This window comes from Ferrovibrio sp. GW821-FHT12D07, from assembly GCF_058807275.1.
In genome coordinates this window covers 1,144,660-1,165,503 of record NZ_JBXAQN010000002.1, presented here as the reverse complement: position 1 = coordinate 1,165,503, position 20,844 = coordinate 1,144,660, and the positions used below count along the sequence as shown (strand labels likewise).

General features: G+C 64.8%; 20 protein-coding genes. 9 read left to right on the top strand and 11 right to left on the bottom strand.

Going from position 1 to position 20,844, the window contains the following annotated elements; genetic code table 11:
• Positions 1–2 precede the first annotated feature (2 nt).
• Positions 3–776 carry a hydroxyacylglutathione hydrolase gene (gene gloB, locus AC1RRE_RS17455; protein WP_492982960.1) on the bottom strand — a complete coding sequence of 258 codons (774 nt, stop codon included), beginning with the start codon at positions 774–776 and terminating at the stop codon, positions 3–5.
• 45 nt (positions 777–821) lie between these two features.
• Here gloB and AC1RRE_RS17450 point away from each other — a divergent pair, with 45 nt between their 5' ends.
• Positions 822–1,583, top strand: a complete 762-nt coding sequence (locus AC1RRE_RS17450; RefSeq protein ID WP_492982783.1) for a class I SAM-dependent methyltransferase — start codon at positions 822–824, stop codon at positions 1,581–1,583.
• 9 nt (positions 1,584–1,592) lie between these two features.
• On the opposite strand, the gene metW is transcribed toward AC1RRE_RS17450, so the two are convergent.
• Both metW and metX read right to left on the bottom strand, forming a co-directional pair.
• Positions 1,593–2,222, bottom strand: a complete 630-nt coding sequence (metW, locus tag AC1RRE_RS17445) for a methionine biosynthesis protein MetW (RefSeq protein WP_492982781.1) — start codon at positions 2,220–2,222, stop codon at positions 1,593–1,595.
• Positions 2,219–3,409, bottom strand: a complete 1,191-nt coding sequence (gene metX, locus AC1RRE_RS17440; RefSeq protein ID WP_492982779.1) for a homoserine O-acetyltransferase MetX — start codon at positions 3,407–3,409, stop codon at positions 2,219–2,221. Before metX ends, metW begins: the two co-directional genes overlap by 4 nt.
• Before the next feature lie 243 nt (positions 3,410–3,652).
• Between metX and pheA the strand changes: the two genes are divergently transcribed.
• The 3 genes from pheA to AC1RRE_RS17425 are packed head-to-tail and all read left to right on the top strand — an operon-like array spanning position 3,653 to position 6,595.
• Positions 3,653–4,510 (top strand): chorismate mutase, encoded by an 858-nt coding sequence (pheA, locus tag AC1RRE_RS17435; protein WP_492982777.1) that lies wholly within the window; start codon positions 3,653–3,655, stop codon positions 4,508–4,510.
• 32 nt (positions 4,511–4,542) lie between these two features.
• Positions 4,543–5,631 carry a histidinol-phosphate transaminase gene (gene hisC, locus AC1RRE_RS17430; protein WP_492982775.1) on the top strand — a complete coding sequence of 363 codons (1,089 nt, stop codon included), beginning with the start codon at positions 4,543–4,545 and terminating at the stop codon, positions 5,629–5,631.
• Between the two features lies 1 nt (position 5,632).
• A complete protein-coding gene (locus tag AC1RRE_RS17425; RefSeq protein ID WP_492982773.1) occupies positions 5,633–6,595 on the top strand; it encodes a prephenate/arogenate dehydrogenase family protein in 963 nt (320 codons plus the stop codon).
• On the opposite strand, the gene AC1RRE_RS17420 is transcribed toward AC1RRE_RS17425, so the two are convergent.
• Positions 6,558–7,583, bottom strand: a complete 1,026-nt coding sequence (locus AC1RRE_RS17420; RefSeq protein ID WP_492982771.1) for a DUF2125 domain-containing protein — start codon at positions 7,581–7,583, stop codon at positions 6,558–6,560. The genes AC1RRE_RS17425 and AC1RRE_RS17420 overlap by 38 nt on opposite strands.
• A 118-nt stretch (positions 7,584–7,701) precedes the next feature.
• On the opposite strand from AC1RRE_RS17420, the gene AC1RRE_RS17415 reads away from it, so the two are divergent.
• Positions 7,702–8,607, top strand: coding sequence for a DMT family transporter (locus AC1RRE_RS17415; protein WP_492982769.1), 906 nt, complete (start codon positions 7,702–7,704; stop codon positions 8,605–8,607).
• Positions 8,608–8,609: 2 nt separating this feature from the next.
• Positions 8,610–9,236, top strand: a complete 627-nt coding sequence (locus AC1RRE_RS17410; RefSeq protein ID WP_492982767.1) for a gamma-glutamylcyclotransferase — start codon at positions 8,610–8,612, stop codon at positions 9,234–9,236.
• A gap of 7 nt (positions 9,237–9,243) precedes the next feature.
• Here AC1RRE_RS17410 and AC1RRE_RS17405 read toward each other — a convergent pair whose 3' ends face one another.
• The 4 genes from AC1RRE_RS17405 to AC1RRE_RS17390 form a co-directional block, all read right to left on the bottom strand.
• Positions 9,244–9,780 carry a DUF6817 domain-containing protein gene (locus tag AC1RRE_RS17405; RefSeq protein WP_492982765.1) on the bottom strand — a complete coding sequence of 179 codons (537 nt, stop codon included), beginning with the start codon at positions 9,778–9,780 and terminating at the stop codon, positions 9,244–9,246.
• The gene (locus AC1RRE_RS17400) at positions 9,780–11,309 is read right to left on the bottom strand and encodes a class I adenylate-forming enzyme family protein (RefSeq protein ID WP_492982764.1); all 1,530 of its coding nucleotides are present in this window, start codon (positions 11,307–11,309) and stop codon (positions 9,780–9,782) included. Before AC1RRE_RS17400 ends, AC1RRE_RS17405 begins: the two co-directional genes overlap by 1 nt.
• Entirely contained in the window at positions 11,306–11,977 is a 672-nt protein-coding gene (locus tag AC1RRE_RS17395; RefSeq protein WP_492982762.1) for an HAD-IA family hydrolase, read from the bottom strand. The genes AC1RRE_RS17400 and AC1RRE_RS17395 overlap by 4 nt, the downstream gene beginning before the upstream one ends.
• Before the next feature lie 65 nt (positions 11,978–12,042).
• Complete coding sequence (locus tag AC1RRE_RS17390) at positions 12,043–14,388, bottom strand: adenosylcobalamin-dependent ribonucleoside-diphosphate reductase (RefSeq protein WP_492982760.1); 2,346 nt, start codon at positions 14,386–14,388, stop codon at positions 12,043–12,045.
• A gap of 356 nt (positions 14,389–14,744) precedes the next feature.
• Between AC1RRE_RS17390 and AC1RRE_RS17385 the strand changes: the two genes are divergently transcribed.
• Both AC1RRE_RS17385 and AC1RRE_RS17380 read left to right on the top strand, forming a co-directional pair.
• Positions 14,745–15,173, top strand: a complete 429-nt coding sequence (locus AC1RRE_RS17385) for a YchJ family protein (RefSeq protein ID WP_492982758.1) — start codon at positions 14,745–14,747, stop codon at positions 15,171–15,173.
• 9 nt (positions 15,174–15,182) lie between these two features.
• On the top strand, positions 15,183–15,935 hold the full coding sequence (locus tag AC1RRE_RS17380) for a YkgJ family cysteine cluster protein (RefSeq protein WP_492982756.1): 753 nt from the start codon (positions 15,183–15,185) through the stop codon (positions 15,933–15,935).
• A gap of 16 nt (positions 15,936–15,951) precedes the next feature.
• Here AC1RRE_RS17380 and AC1RRE_RS17375 read toward each other — a convergent pair whose 3' ends face one another.
• Positions 15,952–17,091 carry a substrate-binding domain-containing protein gene (locus AC1RRE_RS17375; RefSeq protein ID WP_492982754.1) on the bottom strand — a complete coding sequence of 380 codons (1,140 nt, stop codon included), beginning with the start codon at positions 17,089–17,091 and terminating at the stop codon, positions 15,952–15,954.
• A 139-nt stretch (positions 17,092–17,230) separates the two neighbouring features.
• Here AC1RRE_RS17375 and AC1RRE_RS17370 point away from each other — a divergent pair, with 139 nt between their 5' ends.
• Positions 17,231–19,354 (top strand): ATP-binding protein, encoded by a 2,124-nt coding sequence (locus AC1RRE_RS17370; protein ID WP_492982753.1) that lies wholly within the window; start codon positions 17,231–17,233, stop codon positions 19,352–19,354.
• Positions 19,355–19,357: 3 nt separating this feature from the next.
• Here AC1RRE_RS17370 and AC1RRE_RS17365 read toward each other — a convergent pair whose 3' ends face one another.
• A complete protein-coding gene (locus tag AC1RRE_RS17365) occupies positions 19,358–20,077 on the bottom strand; it encodes a lysophospholipid acyltransferase family protein (protein ID WP_492982751.1) in 720 nt (239 codons plus the stop codon).
• On the bottom strand, positions 20,074–20,841 hold the full coding sequence (locus AC1RRE_RS17360; RefSeq protein WP_492982749.1) for a YdcF family protein: 768 nt from the start codon (positions 20,839–20,841) through the stop codon (positions 20,074–20,076). The genes AC1RRE_RS17365 and AC1RRE_RS17360 overlap by 4 nt, the downstream gene beginning before the upstream one ends.
• Positions 20,842–20,844 lie beyond the last annotated feature (3 nt).

Sequence of the window (20,844 nt, the reverse complement as noted above, 5' to 3'; positions counted from 1 at the left end):
TTTCAGCCCCTGAAATTGTCCTTGCGCTTGCGCGTCTCGGCAAAGACCGCGACATCGTCGGCGGTCTTCATGCCCAGTTCCGCGCGGATGCCGGCGCTCATCGGACGCAGGAAGGGATTGGTCGCCTTTTCCTCTCCCAGCGTGGACGGCACCGTCGGCTTGCCGGCGGCGCGCAGGACCTTGATGCTGGCATAGCGCTGCTGCAGCGTCGCGTTGTCCGGCTCGACGGTGACGGCGAAGCGCGCATTCGATTCCGTGTATTCATGGGCGCAATAGATGCGCGTGGCATCAGGCAGGCGGCGCAGCTTGGACAGGCTGTCCCACATCTGCGCCGGTGTGCCCTCGAACAGCCGGCCGCAGCCCAGTGCAAATAATGTATCGCCGCAGAACAGCGCTTCGGAGTCGGCGAACCAGTAGGCGATATGGCCGCGCGTATGGCCCGGCACGTCGAACACCTTGGCCATCTCCTGACCCAGGTTGATGCCCTCGTTGTCGGCCACCGCGATGTCGATGCCGGGGATGCGGTCGGCATCGGCTTCTGGTCCGACGATGGTGCAGCCGGTCGCCTCCTTCAGCGCCATGTTGCCGCCGACATGGTCGGGATGGTGATGGGTGTTGAGGATATGGGTCAGCGTCCAGCCGCGCTTTTTCAGCTCGGCCTGCACCGGCTCATGCACGGCCGGATCGACCACGGCGACGGCATTCGATTGCGGCTCGCGCAGCAGGTAGACGTAATTGTCGTTCAGGACGGGGATCTGGACGATCTCGAGGGGCATAACCATCTCTATCAACGGGGGCTGGAACGTGGATAATATAGCGCGATGCTGCGTCCTGATGTGATCGATCTGCGCGAATTTTACGCCGGCCCGCTGGGGCGCGCGGTGCGCCGCCTGCTGCGCCAGCGCATCCGCGATTTATGGCCCAATGTTCATGGATTAACAGTGCTCGGCCTTGGCTTCGCCACGCCGTACCTGCGGATTTTCGAGGGCGAGGCCGAGCGCGTCATCGCCGCCATGCCGGGACCTCAAGGGGTCGTGCGCTGGCCGCGCGGCCTGCCCGGCCGCGTCACCCTGGTGGACGAGGACGACCTGCCGCTGCCCGATGCGTCTGTCGACCGCCTGCTGCTGATGCATGCGGTGGAGAATTCGGAAAACATCCGCGCCCTGCTGCGCGAGGTCTGGCGCGTGCTGACGCCGCAGGGCCGGCTGCTGGCCGTGGTGCCCAACCGCCGCGGCCTGTGGGCGCATATCGAGGCAACGCCGTTCGGTCAGGGCCATCCCTACACGCCGCCGCAGCTCACCCGGCTGATGCGCGATGCGCTGTTCTCGCCCACTGCCTCGCAGGCCGCGCTCTGGGTGCCGCCGTCCGACCGCGCCTTCGTGATCAAGGCGGTGGATGCCTGGGAGAAGACCGGCGAAATCCTGTGGAGTCGCTTTTCCGGCGTGCTGCTGGTCGAGGCCGAGAAGCAGGTCTATGCCGGCATGCCGGTCAAGGCGATGAAGACCAAGAAGCAGTTTCTGCTCAAGCCCAATACGCAGCCGGCCCATCTCGGCGGCGCGCACAGCCTCAAGGCTGACGACTAGCCCGATAATTTATCGACGACGCAGCAGATACACGGCCTGCGCGCCGAACCAGTTGGCGGGCGCATTCTGCAGGCGACGGCCCTGACCGTCCACCGCGATGCGCTGCTCCACCACGATGCCGTCTTTCGCGCAAAGCTCGTCGAAATCGGCGATCGTGCACAGGTGGATGTTCTGCGTCTGGTACCAGGGATCGTCCAGCGCCGCCGTCATCGGCATGCGGCCACCGAGCAGCAACTGCGCGCGCACGCGCCAGTAGGCGAAATTGGGGAAGGACACGATGGCGCGATGGCCGATGCGCAGCATCTCGTGCAGCACCTTGCGCGGATTATGGGTGGCCTGCAGGGTGAGGCTCAGTACCACGTAATCGAAGGCGGCATCGGGATAGTCGGGCAGGTCGTTGTCGGCATCGCCCTGGATGACGCTCAGGCCCCGCGCCACGCAGGCATTCACGCCGGCCTGACGGATTTCAATGCCGCGGCCGTCGACATGCTTTTCACGCGCCAGATATTCCAGCAGCGCGCCGTCGCCGCAGCCGACATCGAGCAGGCGCGTCTTCGGTGCCACCATCTCGGCGATCAGCAGCAGGTCGCGGCGGATATCGCGATGACCGGCCAGTGTAAGCGTGCGCTGCTCGGTCATGACCGCACTCCCGCCTGACCCTGGCCGTTCAGGCCGCGCTGTTCGGCGCAACCATCCACAAAGCCCTTCAGCGTGCTGAACATCTCGGGCTCATCCAGCAGGAAGGCGTCGTGGCCCTTGTCGGTCTGGATTTCGACGAAGCTGACATTGGCGGCGGCCGCATTGAGTGCGCGCACGATGTCCTTGTTCTCGGCCGTCGGGAACAGCCAGTCGGAGGTGAAGGAGACGCCGCAGAAGCGCGTCTTGGTGCCCTGGAATACATTGGCCAGGCTGCCGCTCGCCTGCGCCGCCAGATCGAAATAGTCCATGGCGCGGGTGATGTAGAGATAGGAGTTGGCGTCGAAGCGCTCCACGAAGGTCGAGCCCTGATGCAGCAGGTAGCTCTCGACCTGGAATTCGGTCTCGAAGCCGTAGGTGATGCGTTCGCGGTTCTGCAGGTTGCGGCCGAACTTGCGGTGCAGGGCTGCTTCCGACAGGTAGGTGATATGCGCGGCCATGCGCGCGACCGCCAGGCCGGCGCGCGGGATCACGTCATGATCGTTATAGGCGCCCTTGCGCCAGTCCGGATCGGCATAAATCGCCTGGCGACCCACCTCATGGAAGGCGATGTTCTGCGCCGAATGCTTGGCGGCGCAGGCGATCGGGATCGCGGCGAACACGCGCTCGGGGTAGCTGGCTGCCCATTGCAGCACCTGCATGCCGCCCATCGAGCCGCCGATGGCGCAGAACAGCTGATGGATGCCGAGGTGATCCAGCAGCATGGCCTGGGCGTTCACCATGTCGCGGATGGTGATGACCGGGAATTTCAGGCCATAGGGCTGGCCGGTGGCGGGATCGATATCGCTGGGGCCAGACGAGCCCATGCAGCCGCCCAACACGTTGGAGCTGATCACGAAGAAACGATCCGTATCGATCACCTTGCCGGGGCCCACCATGGTGTTCCACCAGCCGGGCTTGCCGGTCACGGGGTTGGTGTTGGCCACATGCTGGTCGCCGGTCAGCGCATGGCAGACCAGCACCGCATTCGACCTGTCGGCATTCAGCGTGCCATAGGTCGTATAGGCGATGCGGAAGGGGCCCAGATCGAGGCCACAGTCCAGCTTCAGCGGCAGGGCTTCGCCCAGCGTGACGCGGTGTCCGGGCCCGATCAGGTCGAGGCTATGTAGCGGGGGTAGCGCGGCACTCATAGGCAGCCGTTAATATCCTACAGGGCTTGGAGCGAAGGCGTCGGGATCAGTACATATTCTGAACCTGACCCCCGGCCGGGACCCTGTCCGGCGCGAGGACCCCGTGCTTACGGACCCCGGCCCCCCCTGTCAATGCCTGTTTTGACACCTTTCGGCCCTGCGGAGCGGGGGCTGGCGGCCTTGCGGCCCGGACCGGCTGACCCTATGACTATGCGGCCTTTTTCAGCCCCTTAGATTATCCGTATGAGCGATCACATTCCGAGCCTTGCCGATCTTCGGCGCGACATTGATGTGCTGGACGACCAGATCCAGGACCTGCTGCGCCGTCGCGCTGAGGCCGTGCATCGTGTCGCCGGCGCCAAGGCGCGTGAGGGTGAGCCGGGCAGCGTGCTGCGGCCGGGTCGCGAGGCGCAGATCCTGCGCCGGCTGCTGAGCCGCCATCGCGGCGACCTGCCGGCGGCGGCGCTCAGCCGTATCTGGCGCGAGATGATCAGTTCGCTCTATCCGCTGCAGGCGCCGGTGAAGGCCGCCGTGCATGCGCCCAACAAGTCGGCGGCGCGCTGGGACCTGGCGCGCGACTATTACGGCTCGACCACGCCGCTGCAGCTCTGCCTCACCGCCAGCGCGGTGCTGCGTGCCATGTCGGGCCAGCCCACCATGCTGGGCATCATGGCGATGCCGGAAGATGGCGAGAAGGAAAGCTGGTGGCCGCTGCTGGCTGGCCGCTCGCCCGAGACCCCGCGCATCATCGCTCGCCTGCCGTTTGTGCCCAATCCCAAGGGCCAGTTCGCCGATCTGGGCGCTTACGTGATCGCCAATATTGCGCCCGAGGAATCGGGCGACGACCGCACGCTGGCCGTGTTGAACATGACCGAGGCCTCGCCCAGCCTGGCGCGGATTTCGACCCTGCTGGGCCGTGCAAGGCTGGAGGGCCGCGTCCTGGCCCAGTATCGTCAGGGCGACTACGGCGCCCGCGTGCTGCTGGAAATCACCGGCTTCCTGGCCGATGGCGACCCGCGTCTGGCGCCGATGGCCGATGCCGAAGCCGGCATCGCCGACATCGTCGTGATCGGTGCCCATGCCGCACCGGTGGTGGCGTAAGTCTTCTTTGGTGACGTAAGGGAGTGTGTGCTGTGACTGCACCGAAACCGCAACCCGGGATTCTTGACATCGCGCCCTACAAGGGCGGCGAGGCTGCCGTGCCGGGTGTGACCAAGGTGCACAAGCTCTCCTCCAACGAAACCCCGCTCGGCCCCAGCCCGAAGGCGATGGATGTGTTCCGCCAGATGGCGGGCGAACTGCATCGCTATCCCGACGGCGGCGTGGAAGTCCTGCGCAAGGCGCTGGCCACCCATTACGGCGTGCCGGCCGAGAATCTCGTCTGCTCGAATGGTTCGGACGAGATGATCTCGCTGATCTGCGCGGCCTATGTCGGCCCGGGCGATGAGGTGGTCTATTCGCAATACGGCTTCATGATGTATCCGATCGCCACCATGGCGCGCGGTGCCAAGCCCGTCGTGGCGAAGGAAAAGGACTTCACCTCCGACGTCGATGCGCTGCTCGCCGCCGTGACGCCGAAGACCCGCGTGGTGTTCCTCACCAATCCGAATAATCCGACCGGCACGTATATCTCGGCATCCGAACTGCGCCGCCTGCGCGACGGCCTGCCGGCCGGCGTACTGCTGGTGGTGGATGCGGCCTATGCCGAATATGTCAGCCGCAACGATTACTCCGACGGCATGGAACTGGTGCGCTCGCGCGACGACACCATGATGCTGCGCACCTTCTCCAAGATCTATGGCCTTGCCGCGCTGCGTCTGGGCTGGGCCTATGCGCCGGCCGAGGTCGTGTCGGTGCTGCATCGCGTGCGCGGGCCCTTCAACGTCAACGCCGCGGCCCAGGCCGCCGGCGCGGCGGCGATCAATGACACCGCCTGGCTCGACAAGAGCCGCGCCCATAACGATGCCGAACTGATCCGCGTGACCGCCGCCCTGCAGAAGATCGGCCTGAAGGTTGTGCCCTCGGTGGCCAACTTCCTGCTGATGATCTTCCCCAAGGGCGCCGAACAGGCCAAGGCCGCCGATGCAGCGCTGCGCCAGCGCGGCCTGATCCTGCGCGGCATGACCGGTTATGGCCTGCCTGAAGCCCTGCGTCTGTCCATCGGTACGGTGGAAGAGGACGACATGGTGATCGCGGCGCTGACCGATGTCATGAAGGCCTGAGATGTCTGTCACGCCGATGTTTGATCGTGTCGCCATTATCGGCATCGGCCTGATCGGCTCGTCCGTCGCCCGTGCCGTGCGCGCGAATGGCCTAGCGCGCCATATCGCCATCGCCGATGCCAGCGAACCGCACCGCAAGGAAGCCGAGGCGCTCAAGCTGGGCGACAGCGTGCATGGCGATGCGGCGGAAGCCGTGAAGGACGCCGATCTGGTGATGTTCTGCATGCCGCTGGGCGCCAATGCCGCCGTGGCCGCCCATATCGGCCCGGCGCTCAAAAAAGGCGCCATCGTCTCCGATGTCGGCTCGTCGAAGCAGGCCGTGATCCGCGATATCGGGCCGCATCTGCCCGCTGGCGTGCATCTGGTGCCGGGCCATCCGGTCGCCGGCACCGAACATTCGGGACCGAAAGCCGGCTTCGCCACGCTGTTCGCCAACCGCTGGTGCATCCTGACGCCGGAAGCCGGCACCGATGCGGCGGCGGTCGAGAAGGTGAAGGCGCTGTGGACGGCGTTTGACAGTATGGTCGATGTGATGGAGCCGCGGCATCATGATCTGGTGCTGGCCATCACCAGCCATGTGCCGCATCTGATCGCCTATAATATCGTCGGCACGGCGGATGACCTTGAAACCGTGACGAAGTCGGAAGTCATCAAGTATTCCGCCGGCGGCTTCCGCGACTTCACGCGCATTGCCGCCTCCGATCCCACCATGTGGCGCGACGTCTGCCTCAATAACAAAGACGCCGTGCTGGAGATGCTGGGCCGCTTCACGGAAGACCTGATCGCGCTGCAGCGTGCGATCCGCTGGGGCGAGGGCGAGACGCTGTTCAACCTGTTCACGCGCACCCGCGCCATCCGCCGCGCCATCATCGACGCGGGCCAGGAAATCGCCGCAACCGATTTCGGCCGAACCGCTGCGCCTGCGGCTACGGCTGAGCCTGCGGCAAAATCGAAGTCAGAGTAAGCAGGGCCACCGGCCCCAGGTAAAGCTTGCCCTCCTGCGCGCTCAGCTGCGCCGGTAGGAAGGGCTGCCCCTTGTCGTCGCGCTTGGCCAGGCCCAGCACGGCGGCCTTGGCAAAGGTCGCATCCTGCGGCCGCATCTTGCCCGCAGCCGCCAAAGCATCCAGGGCCGCATCAGCGCCACGCAGCTCGCCGCTCATCGCGCCGATCGGGCGGAACTGCTTGTCCAGCGTCGCCGTGCCGCTGCCATCCAGCTTCAGCGCGCCCCACTGGATGCCGATGTTGTTCAGGTCGACCACGCCGCCATTGTCGCGCCAGGAACCGAGCAGCTCCTCGGGCGTCTTGCCGTAAGCCGCGCCGCGCGCATTGCCGACCAGCTTGAGCTGGCCGATCTGGCGGCCCAGCGCACTGTCGGCATTGGGCGGCAGCATGACGTTTTCGGCCTGCAGCGCGACATCGGTGGCCGGCGGCACATTGCCGGTGCGGCGCGCATGCAGCAGCAGCTTGTCGGCGGAGAGTTCGCCGGCGGGTAACAGGCTGCCCGACAGGCGCGGCTTGCTCAGGTCGGCCGAAACGCGCAGCCAGTTGCCGGCACCGTCCAGCACCAGGCTGGCGCGGCCGTTACTGGTGTTGATCGCCATCGCCTGGTCCGTGTTGTCGACGCGCCAGCCGATCTTCTGGTTGGGGCCGAGCTCGAAGATGACGTGATGCAGGTCCCAGAGCTGCAGATGCGCCGTGACCTCGTCGGCCTCCAGTTTCCAGCCGACCGCGCTCTGCGGATCGTGCCAGCGCGGGCGGGTCAGGGTCATCGACAGGCGATAGGGGAAGCCCCAGAGCCGGCGGCTCTCATAGCCGGTCTCGCGGCCGAGCTTTTTCTGGCTGTCGATCCAGGCATCAGCCTGCACCGCCACCTGGTCGACCAGATGCGACCAGAGCACGTAGTAGCCGAGCAGGGCGCCGGCAATCAGGCCGGCCAGGATGAAATAGCGCATGGCACCGATATAGCAGGAGAGCGGAGGTTGTCACAGGGTGTGCTTGCCATAGATGATCAGCCGTAGAATAGTGTCAAAAAACGGCCCCCCGAACAGTCTCGCCCATACAGTCTTGGCCATGTCCGCTTCCACGCCTGCTCTTTCACCTGCCCCCAATCGACAGATGGCCTGGGCCATCGCCGTCATGCCCGGCCTGTTCGTGCTGCTGTGGTCGACCGGCTTCATCGGTGCCAAGCTTGGCCTGCCCTATGCCGAGCCGATGACCTTCCTGGTCCTGCGCTTTGCCATCGTCACCATCCTGCTCTGCGGCTTCGCTGCCTTGAGCAACGCCCCCTGGCCGAAAAGCTGGGGCGAGGCCGGGCATATCGCGGTGGCGGGACTCCTGCTCCAGGCGGTCTATCTCGGCGGCGTCTTCGCCTCGATCTTCCATGGCGTGCCGGCCGGCATCTCGGCGCTGATCGTCGGGATTCAGCCATTGCTGGTTGCCGCCGCCGCCGGCCCGGTGCTGGGCGAAACGGTGACGCGCCGCCAGTGGCTTGGCCTGGTGCTCGGTCTGGGCGGCGTGGTGTTGGTGGTCTGGACCAAGCTTGATCTTGGCATCGGCACGGTCTGGGGCTATGCGCTCTCGGTGATCGCGTTGTTCGGCATCACCATCGGCACGCTGTATCAGAAGCGCTATTGCCCGGCCATCGACCTGCGGTCGGGCACCGCCATCCAGTTCGCCGCCACCACCGTGGCGCTGGCGCCCTTTGCGCTGCTGTTCGAGACGCGGCAGGTGCAGTGGACCGGTGAATTCATCTTCGCGCTCGGCTGGCTCTGCGTCGTGCTGTCGCTGGGCGCGATCACGCTGCTGTTCATCCTGATCAAGCGCGGCGCGGCCTCCACCGTCTCCAGCCTGTTCTTCCTGGTGCCGCCTTGCACGGCGCTGGTCGCCTTCTTCCTGTTCGGCGAACAGCTGAGCCCGCTGGCGCTGGCCGGCATGGTGATCACCATGGCCGGCGTCGCGCTGGTGAACCGGAAATAACCATGGTGCAGAAGCGGCGGCATATTCCCTTCGATCACGAAGAGCCGTTGCCCGGCGAAGACGCGCCGCCGTTCCCGCAGATCAAGCCCGAGCGCGGCCAGCCGCTCTGGGTCTTCGGCTATGGCTCGCTGATGTGGGACCCGGGCTTCCCCTATACGAAGCAGATGACGGCGCGGCTCTGGGGTTTCCATCGCGGCTTCTGCGTCTGGTCGCATCGCTATCGCGGCACGCCGGAAAAGCCCGGCCTGGTGCTGGGCCTGATGCCCGGCGGTTCTTGCACGGGCAAGGCCTTCCGCGTAAAGCGCGGCGACGAGGCTGCCGTGATCGACTATCTCTACCGTCGTGAGATGGTGACGGGCGTCTACCGCCCGGGCTTTCATCGCGCGGCGATGGAAAATGGCGAGCGCATCAGCGTACTGGCCTTCGTCGCCGATCCGCATCACAAGCAGTATGCCGGCTATCTGAGCCAGAAGCAGGTGGTGGATACGATCGCGACCTGCTGCGGTGCGCGCGGCCCCAATGCGGTGTATCTGGCCAATACCGTGCAGCATCTGGACGATCTCGGCATTGCCGACGGTCCGCTGCATGGTCTGCTCAAGGCCGTGAAGAAGCGCTGCCCGGATATCTGACGGGGCTTCAGCTCTGGAAAGGGTTGGGCTGCTGCATGCCGGCATCGTATTGCCGCAGGGCCTGCTGTGCGGCAGGCGATAGCGGGATGTTCAGAAGCCTTGGGACATAGCGCCATCCGCCGGCGCGCTGCTCGACAAGATTGGCGGCTTCGATCTCCAGCAGATGCAGGGCGGTCTGCCGGTCGAGTGTCACCTGCCTGTCCAGATGGCGATCAGTGACGACGAAATCAGCACGTTCCCAGTGTTCGATCAGGCCGCGCGGGCGATCGATGACGCAAAACAGATAGGCCAGGGTTTCGGCCTCGGGTCCGATCAGGCTGCGAACCGGCTCCCGGTTGTCGAAGGGCAGCGTCGCATGCTGGAATTGCACGGTTCCGTAGATGCTGTGAAACAATCCGGCCAGACATACGGCATCGGGATTTCCCCAGGCCTTCAGCAGATCGTGCACACCGGCCAGATGCTCATACAGGCTGGATTTTCCATGGGCAATCCGGTCAGCCTGCAGGTCATCGACCAGCAGAGCCCTGTATTGATCCTCGACCATCAGGCTTTATAGGTGTCGCGCAACTCGCGCTTCAGCACCTTGCCGATGGCGCTGCGCGGCAGGCTGTCTTCAAAGCGGATGGCCGAGATGCGCTGCATCTTGCCCAGCTTGGCATTGGCCCAGGCCAGCAGCGCATCGGCACCGATGTCCTTGCCCGGCTGCTTGACCACGAAAGCCACCGGGGTCTCGCCCCAGGCATCAGACGGCACGCCGACAATGGCGACATCGAACACCGCCTCATGCTGCTTCACGATCGCTTCCAGGTCACTGGGATAGATGTTGAAGCCGCCGGAGATGATCATGTCCTTGCGGCGGTCCATCAGCTGCATGAAGCCGTCTGCGTCGAAGCGCCCCATGTCGCCGGTGCGGATGAAGCGCCGGCCGGTCTCGTCATACCATTCGGCTTCCGCCGTCTTGCCCGGCTGCTTGTGGTAGTTGGTCATGATCGCGCCGGAATGGCCGACGATCTCGCCGATCTCGCCGGGCGCAACGCTCTTGCCGTCTTCGCCGATCAGGCGGATGTCATGGCCCTCGGCCGGGCGGCCGACGGTGTGCAGCTTGTGGGGAAATTCGTCGGCGACCAGGATGCAGGTGCCGCCGCCTTCGGTCATGCCGTAGAATTCCACCAGCTTGCCCGGCCAGCGCTTCAGGATGTCGGCCTTCAGTTCGGCCGCAAAGGGCGCGCTGGTGCAGAACTTGGCGCGGAAGGCGGAGAGGTCGTAACTGTCGAAATCCGGCTGCGCCATGATGCGGCGATACTGCACCGGCACCAGCATGGTGTGGGTGACGCGGTGTTTCTGCGCCAGTTCCAGGTATTTCGCCACGTCGAATTTCGCCATCAGCACGGCGGTGCCGCCGCCGGCCAGGGTGGGAAACAGGCTGACCAGCGTGGTGTTGGAATAGAGCGGCGTGGAGAGCAGCGTTACGGCGTTACGGTCATAGCCATAGGAATTCGCGCGCTGCATATGGCCCCAGCGCATGCCATGCGGCTGCACGATGCCCTTGGGCGTTCCCGTCGTGCCGGATGAATAGATGATGTTGAAGGGCATCTCCGGCGTGATCGCCGCCGGCTTGGGCTTGGCGCCATCGGGCGCCAGCCAGTGCTCGAAGGCCGGTGTGTCGAGGCGCAGGCGCTGCTTCGGCAGCTGGCCCAGCACATCTTTCAACGCTATTTCATTTTCTTCATCGACAAACAGATGCGTCGCATCGGCGTCGCTCGCCATGGCGACGATCTGTTCGGGCAGCGACGACGGCGCCAGCGGCGCCACAGCCAGCCCGGCACGCAGGCCGCCGAGATAGGCAGTCACATAGTCGTTGCGCGAGGCGCTGACGATGCTGATGGCTTTTGTCGCGCCATCGCGTTGCAGCGCGGCAGCCACGCGGTCGGCGCGGCGGTCAAGCTGGGCATAGGTCAGCGTGCCGTCTGTGTCGATCACGGCCGGATGATCTGGGCGTTCTTCCGCATAGGCGCGGACCAGCTCGGACAGCGTGCTGAAGCTGCTGTTCAGGATGTCGTCTGCTTTACTCATGCGGCGAACTCCATGCCGATGATGGCGCTTAAATCCCGCAGCGCCTTGTCGGGGTCTTCCACCTTGATGGTCTGCATGCCCATGGCGGCGGCGGGTTTCAGGTTGATGCCGAGATCGTCGAGGAACACGGCCTCGCCCGGCTTGATATCCAGCAGCTCGCAGGCGCGCATGTAGAAGGCCGGCTCGGGCTTGCGCACGCCGACCTTGCTCGATTCCACGATGACGTCGAACAGCGCCATCACCTCGGCGACCGCCTTGGCCTTTTCCGGCGTCACGCTCATCCCGGAGCCATGGCCGATCGGCATGTTGTTGGTCAGGCAGGCGACCTTGAACCGGGTTTTCACTTTTTTGAGCGCCGCCACCATGCGCGGGCGCACTTCGCCCGACAGCAGCGCCAGGATGTCGCGGCCATGCACGGCCTGCCCCAGCGCGGTGCTTTCGCTCAGGAACATCTCGCCAAAGCGCGCGGCATCCACTTCACCGCGCTCGAAACAAGCCCAGGCATTGCTGTGCGGATTGGTGCTGTTGACCCTGCGCAGGAAATCGCGCGGCAGGCCGCGCTCATCCTCGAAGCGGCGGAAGGCCTCGAAGGGCGAGGTGAGGATCACCCCGCCGAAATCCCACAATACGGCTTTGATAGGCTGGACGGCTTTGATCGACGGCGACATTGACCCTGCTACGCGGCGAAACGTTTCCCCTGCGGCAGGGTCTTACGCGCGCGTAAAGCCGTGCCTTATCCGCACTTACTATAGCCGCAGGAGGTGCAGGTGTCGCAACCCTCGGACTTGATCAGGCCGGGCTGGCCGCATTTCGGGCACTGGCGCAGGCCCGACAGCGGCTTCGGCGTCTCGGCATTCACGGCCAGCGCCAGCACGGCGCTTTCCTCGCGCTTGGCATTGGGATCGGCCATGAAGCCGATGGCGATCAGGTGCTGCTCGATCACCTCGCCGATGGCCGCCAGCAGCGACGGCACATAGCGGCCATTCATCCAGTGGCCGCCGCGCGGGTCGAACACCGCCTTCAGCTCGTCCACCACGAAGGAGACGTCGCCGCCGCGGCGGAATACGGCCGAGATCATGCGGGTCAGCGCCACGGTCCAGGCATAATGCTCGGTATTCTTCGAGTTGACGAACACCTCGAACGGCCGCAGGCGGCCATCCTGCAGGATGTCGTTCAGCGTGATGTACATCGCGTGTTCGGAATCGGGCCAGGTGATCTTGTAGGTGCGGCCGGGCAGCGCCTCGGGGCGGTCCAGCGGCTTGGTCATGTAGATCACGCCGCCGGCAGCCAGCGGATCGCGCGGCTTGATGGTCTGCACCGGCTTGGCGCTGGAGACCAGCGGCAGTTCGACCTGCTGCTGCGGCGCTTCGGCCTTTTTCTCGTCCTTCTTGATGGTCAGCACCGAGCCGGTGATGTCATTCGGGCGATAGGTGGTGCAGCCCTTGCAGCCCTGGTCATAGGCCATCTGGTAGATGTCCTTGAAGCTCTCGAAATCGATTTCTTCAGGGACGTTGATGGTCTTGGAGATCGAGCTGTCGATGTATTTCTGCACGGCGGCCTGCACGCGCACATGGTCGGCGGGCGCCAGGCTCTGCGCATCGACAAAGGCTTCGGTCAGCGGTGCGTTGTCGCCCTTCATCTGGCGATAGAGACGATAGGCGTAATCGCTGACGTCTTCCTGGCGACGGCTGCCATCGGGCATCAGCACGGTGCGGGTATAAGTGAAGCTGAACACCGGCTCCAGTCCGGACGACACATTGTCGGCGAACAGCGAAATCGTGCCGGTCGGCGCGATCGAGGTCAGCAGGGCGTTGCGGATGCCGTGCTCGGCAATCGCGGCGCGCACATCGGCATCCAGTTCGGCGATGCTCTCGCCGGCCAGATACTGGTCGCGGTCGAACAGCGGGAAGGCGCCCTTTTCGCGGGCCAGATCGACCGAGGCCAGATAGGCGGCGCGCTGCAGGCGCTTCATCCAGGTTTCGATCAGTTGAACCGACTTGGCCGAGCCATAGCGCGCACCGACCATGATCAGCGCGTCAGCCAGGCCGGTGACGCCCAGACCGATGCGGCGCTTGTTGCGCGCCTCGGCGGCCTGCGCCTCCAGCGGGAAGTTGGAGACATCGATGGTGTTGTCCATCATGCGCACGGCGCGACGGGTCAGATCATCAAGCAGGTCGAGATCCAAAGCAGCATCGGCCTCGAACGGCGCCTTCACCAGACGGGCGAGGTTGATCGAGCCCAGCAGGCAAGCGCCGTAGGGCGGCAGGGGCTGCTCGCCGCAGGGATTGGTGGCGCTGATGGTCTCGCAGTAATGCAGGTTGTTGCGGTTGTTGATGCGGTCGATGAAGATCACGCCGGGCTCGGCATAGGCGTAGGTCGCCCGCATGATCTTGTCCCACAGCTCGCGCGCCTGCACGGTGCGATAGGACACGCCCTTGAAGGTCAGCTCCCAGGGCAGGTTCTGCTTTACGGCATTCATGAAGGCATCGGTGACCAGCACCGACAGATTGAACATGCGCAGGCGGTTGGCCTCGCGCTTGGCCTCGATGAAGGCCTCGATATCGGGATGGTCGCAACGCAGCGTCGCCATCATGGCGCCGCGACGGCTGCCGGCGGACATGATGGTGCGGCACATGGCGTCCCACACATCCATGAACGACAGCGGGCCCGAGGCATCGGCGCCCACGCCCTTCACCGGTGCGCCGCGCGGACGCAGCGTCGAGAAGTCATAGCCGATGCCGCCGCCCTGCTGCATCGTAAGGGCTGCTTCCTTCAGATGCTCGAAGATGCCGCCCATGTCGTCGGGCACGGTACCCATGACGAAGCAGTTGAACAGCGTCACCTTGCGCGCGGTACCCGCGCCGGCGACGATGCGGCCCGCCGGCAGGAAGCGGAAATCCTCCAGCGCGCCGTAGAAGCTTTCTTCATGGGCGGCGGGATCGGTCTCGGCTTGCGCCAGCGACGTTGCGATGCGCTTCCAGGTATCGGGGATCGACTGGTCGACCGGATTCCCGTCCGCGCCCTTCAGGCGGTATTTCATGTCCCAGATCTGCTGGGAAATCGGCGCGATGGGCGACATGGACGTGATCCTGCAAAAGACGGAAAGCGGCGCAGGACATCAAATCCGCGCCGCAGAAAACTCAGGCTGACTCTATCGCCCGAAAGACGAGAGTCCAGCGTAATGTTCTCATAATGTTTCTACAGATTGATCAACCGGGGTGTGGCGATCAATATCTTGTAACTCCTGACAAATCGGAGTTATCCCCACGATCCGCAAGAGGGGCTGGTGCAGTTATACCGGATTATCCACAGGGGCTTCCCCGTCCTGCCGCTCCCGGGCGGAGCATCGCCATCGACGCCCAGATCGCTAATAGTGAACCGATGACACAATGCCCCTGTACCTCCGGTCTCTCACGCGATGCATGCTGCGGCCCTTTGCTGGCCGGAGCTCCGGCGCCGACAGCGCTGGCGCTGATGCGCGCGCGCTTTACTGCCTATACCCAGGCCGACATCGATTATCTGGGGCGCACGCTGTCGGCCGAGGCCCGCGCGGAATTCGATCCGGTTGAAACCAGGAATGTCGCAGCCTCGGCCGAATGGCTGGGCATGGATATTCTCTCGACCACGGCCGGCACCGCCAACGATCAGGACGGCGTTGTCGAATATGCCGCCAAGTTCCGCCTCAATGGCCAGCAGCGCGTTCACCATGAGCGGGCGACCTTCAAGCGCGACGGCGATACCTGGCTCTGCACCGGCGGCGAGGTCGATCCCAAATCGCCGCCGCGGCATGTCGAGAAAATGGGGCGCAACGATCCCTGCCGTTGCGGATCGGGGAAGAAGTTCAAGAAATGCTGCGGCGCCTAGGCCGCCGGCATGCAGCACCATTTCAACTGCACGGCCTGCGGAAAATGCTGCAGCGGTTCATTGCCCCTGACGCTGGGCGAGGCCCTGTTCCATGCTGGCCGCTTCCCGCTGGCCATGGTCTGGACAGTGGTGCGGCAGGGCGACAAATCCTTCGGCCTGACCGCGCGGCTCGGGACGATGGTTCAGGTGGCGCGCAAGACCCAGGTCGCTGTCCAGGTCAGTCCCATGGCCTATCTGCCGCCTGCGGTGGCATGTCCGGAACTGACGGGCGACGGCCTGTGCGGCATCCATGCTGAAAAGCCGATCCGTTGCCGCGCCATGCCGTTCCTGGCCTATAAGGAAGAAAGCGATCAGGCTGAGATGCTGCTGCCGCGCGCCGGCTGGACCTGCGACATCTCCAAGGCCGCGCCCCTGGTGTACCAGGATGGCCGCATCGTGGATCGCGCCGATTTCGACGCGGAGCGTCGTGAGCTGGAAGCGCAGGCGCCGATTGTCAAAGCCTATGCGGACCGGATCGTGGCCTCGGTCTCTGGCGTTGTCGGAAAACTGGAGATGCTGAGCAAGCAGCCCAATGGCGGCCGCATGGCCCTGCCGTTCACGGGCATACTCCCGAGACTGCCGGAGGCGAATCTGGCGGCTTTCGCTGAGGCGCAGTTGCCGGTCCTTCGCCGCTATGCCGACCTGACCGCATCCGACAAGGCGATGGCGCAGTTCCACCAGTATTACCGCGATGCCATTCAGCGTCTGGAGTTAGTGGGCTGACGAAGGCTGGCGCCGCCTACCGGCACTCCGTGCCGCAGAGCTGCTTCACTTCCGCGGGCGTCTCGCGCTTGGTCACCATTTCCAGCGCGGGGATCAGGTTGGTTTTTTTCACGCGCAAAGCCGGCAGCGAGATATAGGGCGGCACCGGTTTGCCCAGCAGGGCATGCGCCCCGGCATTCGCCTCGGCCACGCCGAGGTCGTAAGGAAGCTGCGCACCGATGGCGAGGATTTCGCCGCGCGCCACATACATCGCGGTATCGGGGCCAAGGTCGTTGGTGGTGATCACGAGGTCATGCCGGCCGAGCGCCTTGGCGGCGGCCACGGCCTGCATGGCCGGATCGCCCCAAACGGCGAAGATGCCCTTGATGTTTGGATGCGCGGTCAGCATCGCGATGGTCTTTTGATAGGCCTCGCGCGGTTGGGTGAAGCGTTCGGTCGCTGCCAGCTTCACCTCGGGATAAGCCGACAGCACCTTCAGGAAGCTTTCGCGCCGCGTAGTCACCGAGTGATAGGCATCGAAGGAATAGGTGATCAGCCCGACTTCGCCTTTGCCGCCAATGGCCTTCACCAGTTCTTCGGTGGCATAGGCGGCGTTCTTCGCGTTATCCGATGCGACAACAGTAACGTAGTCCTTTCCTGGCGTCATATTGTGAACAACGTTGTCCATGAACACCAGCTTGATGCCGGCCTCCGTGACCCGTCGGTAGGCCATCGTCTGCGTCGAGGGATCAATCGGCACCGAGAAGATGATATCCACCTTGCGGCTGATCATGCCGTTCAGATGGCCGGCCTGCCGCACCGGGTTCTGCGCGGCATCCGTAACTGTGACGACCTCGACGCCATATCGCGCCAGCGTCGCGGTGATTGCCTCCACCTGCAGCGCGTTCCACGGCGTGTCGAGCGCTTGCATGGCGATCCCCGCCTTGTACTTGCCGGCCTTCAGCCGGTCTATCTCGGTGCTGGTCAGCGCCAGCGTGTCGGGCAGCGCGGCGGGTGCACCTTGCGGAAAGCCCGGCACGGGCTGGCCGGTCGGCGTCAGTGGTAGCGGCGCCATCAACTCGCGCGGGCTTGCGGTCTGGGCCGGTGCATAACCCGGAAGGGTCAATGCCGCAGCTGCCACGAGAATGGCCGGCGCAATAACCGCCTTGATGAACATGCTCCCCCACGGTTTGTTGTTGGGCGCAGTATACAGCGCCGGGAAAACAATGGGAAACAGCCAATCCCGGTTTTGGTTCCAGGTTGAGTTCGTAAGCGGTCTGCTTGGAAAAAGACAGGCGGAATGTTTAAATCCGCCGGTGCCACAGTCAAAGCTCGTCTTCTTCTGGCCCCTGCGTCTGATCGCGGCCCTCAGCCTGATCGGACCGGCGATTATTTTCGCCTATGCCACCTGGGAAAACCATCGCGAGATCGATGCGCAGGCGCATGAGCGGATCGAGCGTGCCCTCGATGTGCTGCAGGAGCATGCGCTGAAGGCGCTGCAGACGGTCGAGCGTTCGATATCCGAAATCAATGAAGTCCTGGGCGATGCCTCCGAGGAGGATATCCGCCAGCGTGAGGCCGATCTGTATCTCCGCCTCAAGCGCACGCAGCAGGCGCTGCCCCAGATCGAAGCGGTCTGGGCCTTCGACCGCAACGGCAGTCCGCTGGTGTCCAGCACCGTGTATCCGGTACCGCGTGGCCTCGACAATTCTGACCGCAGCTATTTCGCCGCCCAGAAGCAGCCCGGCGCGGATATCTTCATCAGCGAGGTGATCCGCGCGCGCATTGGCTCGCTGGCCTTTTTCGTCGTCAGCGGCCGTCGTCAGGGCGGCGAGGCCGGCCAGTTCAACGGCGTTATCGCCGTGACGGTGATGCCGCAGCATTTCAGTGAGTTCTACGCCAAGCTGTCGCGCGGCCATGATGTCTTCGGTCTGGTGCGCGCCGATGGCATACGGCTTGCCCGCTATCCGGAAGTGCCGCTCAGCGAGGCCGCGCCGTCGATGCGAATCCCGGAGGCCGCGCGCGATAATCCAGCCGGTGGTTTCTATACCTCGGTCTCGCGCTCCGACGGCAAGGAGCGCCGCTATGGCTACCGGCAGGTGCCGGATTTTCCGGTTTATGTCGTGGCTGGCATAGAGACGGCTGCATTGGCGGCGGAATTCAGATCGACCGTGCTGACCCAGCTTGCCGTCGGACTGCCTATCGTGCTGGCCATGTTCCTGCTGACGCTCTACGCCCTGCGCCGCGCCCAGAGCTTCCATGAAGAGGTGGCGCGCCGCGAGGTGGCCGAGGCCGCGCTCAAGCAGGCGCAGCGTCTGGAGGCCATTGGCCGGCTGACCGGCGGCATCGCGCATGACTTCAACAACCTGCTGATGGTGGTCAGCGGCAATGCCGGCCGGATGAAACGCACGCTTGCCGCCGATGACCGCATGCGCCAGGCGCTGGAGGCCATCGAGATCGCGGTCAGCCGCGGCAGCAATCTGACGCGGCAGCTTCTGTCTTTCTCGCGCCAGCAGGCACATGAGGCCCGGACCATCGACCTGAAGGATCGTCTGCCAGTGTTGCAGGCCATGCTGCAGGCGAGCCTGCGGGGCGATATCGCCGTTGAGGCATCCATATCGGCGGATGTCTGGGCGATCCACGTTGATATGGGTGAATTCGAGCTGGCGCTGCTCAATCTGGCGGTCAATGCCCGCGATGCCATGGCTGCCGGCGGCACGCTGCGGCTGTCGGCGCGCAATATCACCTTCGCGCAGCCGAATGTCCTCGATCTGGATGGCGATTTTGTTGCCGTCGCGATCACGGATACGGGCGCGGGCATTCCCGCCGATATCATCGGCCGTGTTTTCGAGCCCTTCTTCACTACCAAGGAAGTGGGCAAGGGCACGGGTCTGGGCATGTCGCAGGTCTATGGCTTCGCGCAGCAGGCTGGCGGCATGGCCACCGTGGACAGCGAGCCGAGCCGGGGCACGACGGTGACGCTGTATCTGCCGCGCGCGGCCGGAATGGTGGATGCCGAGGGCGTCGATGCCGCCGCGCAGCGGCAGGTGGTGCGCCAGAATGTGCGCGTGCTGCTGGTGGAAGACAACGCCAGCGTCGCCATGGTGACGCAGGGACTGCTGGAGGAATTGGGCTGCACCGTGATCTGGAGTGCCGATGCAGCAGCGGCCATGGCCGTCCTGCAGAACGGTCGGGACCGCGTCGACGTCGTGCTGACCGATATCGTGATGCCAGGTGAAGCCAGCGGTCTCGATCTGGCGCGCTGGGTGATGCAGCAAAATGGCGAGGCGTTGCCGGTGATCCTAGCCACCGGCTATAGCGAGCGCGCGAAGGCTGCTGCCGAGGAAGGCTTCACCATCCTGCGCAAGCCCTATGATCTGGCCGCCCTGCAGGTTGCTCTGGCCGATGTGCTGGAAAAAGCGCGCCCGCAGGTGGCGTGACGATCAGCGCAGCGCCTGCGCTTCCAGCTCTCTGGTCGCGGTCTCGATGCTGCCTTCCAGCCGCGCGGTGAATTCCTCACGCTCCAGCCCGGCCGGAATCACCGGCAGGAAGCGCAGGATCAGCGTGCCCGGCGGGCGCAGCAGCCCGACCTTGGGCCAGAAGACGCCGGAGTTCAGCGCCACCGGCAGTACCGGCAGCTTGAGATCGCGATAGAGCGCGACGACGCCGGACTGGTATTCGGCCACTTCACCCGGCCTGGTGCGCGTGCCCTGCGGGAAGATCACGATCTTGCGGCCGGCATCGCGGATGGCGCGCGCGTCTTTCAACATTTGTTTGAGCGCCGCGCCACCGCCATCGCGGTCGACCGCGATCATGCCCTGGATGCGGGTGAGCCAGCCGTAGATCGGAATCTTCAGCAGTTCCTTCTTCATCACCACGGCGGGCGTGCCGAACAGATCGAAGATGATCGCGGTATCCCACAACGACTGGTGCTTGGACGCCACCAGGGCGGGGCCGGCGGGGATATGCTCGCGGCCCTCGATGCGGACTTCGATATTGCAGATTACGCGCAGCAGCACATTCAGGCTGCGCGCCCAGAAGGCGTTCATGGCGAAGACATGGGCGCGCCGGTTTAGCGCCATCGGCACCAGGCTGTAAACCGCCACGATGGTGGTCCAGGCATAGAAGGTGCCCTGGAACACCAGCGAGCGGATCCAGATCACTGGTTTTTCTCCGGGGCGGTATTGGGGACCGGGATCACGGCCGGCGGCTCGGCGTCCACCGGCTTGCGCTCGTCCGCTTTCTTTTCTTCCACCGTGGCGGCCAGCTGGCGGTCGAGATGCATGCGCATCAGCGCCACGACATATTTGCTGTACTCGCCCAGCAGGAACAGCGTGGCCTGGCGGCGCTGCCACCAGTCCTCCACCCGCATGGCATCCGAGCGCACCGGATGCGGCACCACGGTGACGCCGGGCATGCGGTAGCCGAATTCGACCAGGGTGCGCGGCATGTGGTAATTCGCCGTCACCACGCGCACCGATTTGTAGCCGCGTGCGGCGGCCCAGCTTGCGGTCTCGGTGGCATTGCCGGCGGTGTCGCCTGCCTCGAAGCCCAGGTCGGTGCAGCATTCGAACAGCAGCTGAAGATCGATGCCCTGCCAGTTGGTGCTGGGCTGCGCCGCATCGGGCATCGCCTTCTGCACGGCTTCCTGCAGGGTGGCCTTGGTGGCGCTCTGGCTCACGCCCGAAACCAGCAGGCGCTCGGCCTTGTTGTCGTTGAGCAGCCGCAGCGCCGTGCTCATGCGCGCGGCGCCGCCGGTCAGCACCACGATGGCGTCGGTGCGCTCCTGGCTGGGCGTGATCATCTGCTCGACGCGCTCGATATAGACCATGGCGCCGCCGAGCCAGATCAGGCCGATGGCGATCAGCGCCAGCAGCCAGCGCTGCAAACGGGCAAACAGGGAGGAGGATTCGGAACGGCGCGCCATGTC

Excerpts from the sequence above, each read along its gene's own strand:
- metX (WP_492982779.1), bottom strand. The coding sequence starts at position 3,409 with ATGAGTGCCGCGCTACCCCCGCTACATAGCCTCGACCTGATCGGGCCC.
- AC1RRE_RS17360 (WP_492982749.1), bottom strand. The coding sequence starts at position 20,841 with ATGGCGCGCCGTTCCGAATCCTCCTCCCTGTTTGCCCGTTTGCAGCGC.
- AC1RRE_RS17450 (WP_492982783.1), top strand. The coding sequence starts at position 822 with ATGCTGCGTCCTGATGTGATCGATCTGCGCGAATTTTACGCCGGCCCG.
- AC1RRE_RS17405 (WP_492982765.1), bottom strand. The coding sequence starts at position 9,780 with ATGGTCGAGGATCAATACAGGGCTCTGCTGGTCGATGACCTGCAGGCT.
- AC1RRE_RS17410 (WP_492982767.1), top strand. The coding sequence starts at position 8,610 with ATGGTGCAGAAGCGGCGGCATATTCCCTTCGATCACGAAGAGCCGTTG.
- AC1RRE_RS17390 (WP_492982760.1), bottom strand. The coding sequence starts at position 14,388 with ATGTCGCCCATCGCGCCGATTTCCCAGCAGATCTGGGACATGAAATAC.
- AC1RRE_RS17400 (WP_492982764.1), bottom strand. The coding sequence starts at position 11,309 with ATGAGTAAAGCAGACGACATCCTGAACAGCAGCTTCAGCACGCTGTCC.
- AC1RRE_RS17375 (WP_492982754.1), bottom strand. The coding sequence starts at position 17,091 with ATGTTCATCAAGGCGGTTATTGCGCCGGCCATTCTCGTGGCAGCTGCG.
- AC1RRE_RS17395 (WP_492982762.1), bottom strand. The coding sequence starts at position 11,977 with ATGTCGCCGTCGATCAAAGCCGTCCAGCCTATCAAAGCCGTATTGTGG.
- metW (WP_492982781.1), bottom strand. The coding sequence starts at position 2,222 with ATGACCGAGCAGCGCACGCTTACACTGGCCGGTCATCGCGATATCCGC.
- pheA (WP_492982777.1), top strand. The coding sequence starts at position 3,653 with ATGAGCGATCACATTCCGAGCCTTGCCGATCTTCGGCGCGACATTGAT.
- AC1RRE_RS17415 (WP_492982769.1), top strand. The coding sequence starts at position 7,702 with ATGTCCGCTTCCACGCCTGCTCTTTCACCTGCCCCCAATCGACAGATG.
- AC1RRE_RS17425 (WP_492982773.1), top strand. The coding sequence starts at position 5,633 with ATGTCTGTCACGCCGATGTTTGATCGTGTCGCCATTATCGGCATCGGC.
- AC1RRE_RS17420 (WP_492982771.1), bottom strand. The coding sequence starts at position 7,583 with ATGCGCTATTTCATCCTGGCCGGCCTGATTGCCGGCGCCCTGCTCGGC.
- gloB (WP_492982960.1), bottom strand. The coding sequence starts at position 776 with ATGCCCCTCGAGATCGTCCAGATCCCCGTCCTGAACGACAATTACGTC.
- AC1RRE_RS17380 (WP_492982756.1), top strand. The coding sequence starts at position 15,183 with ATGCAGCACCATTTCAACTGCACGGCCTGCGGAAAATGCTGCAGCGGT.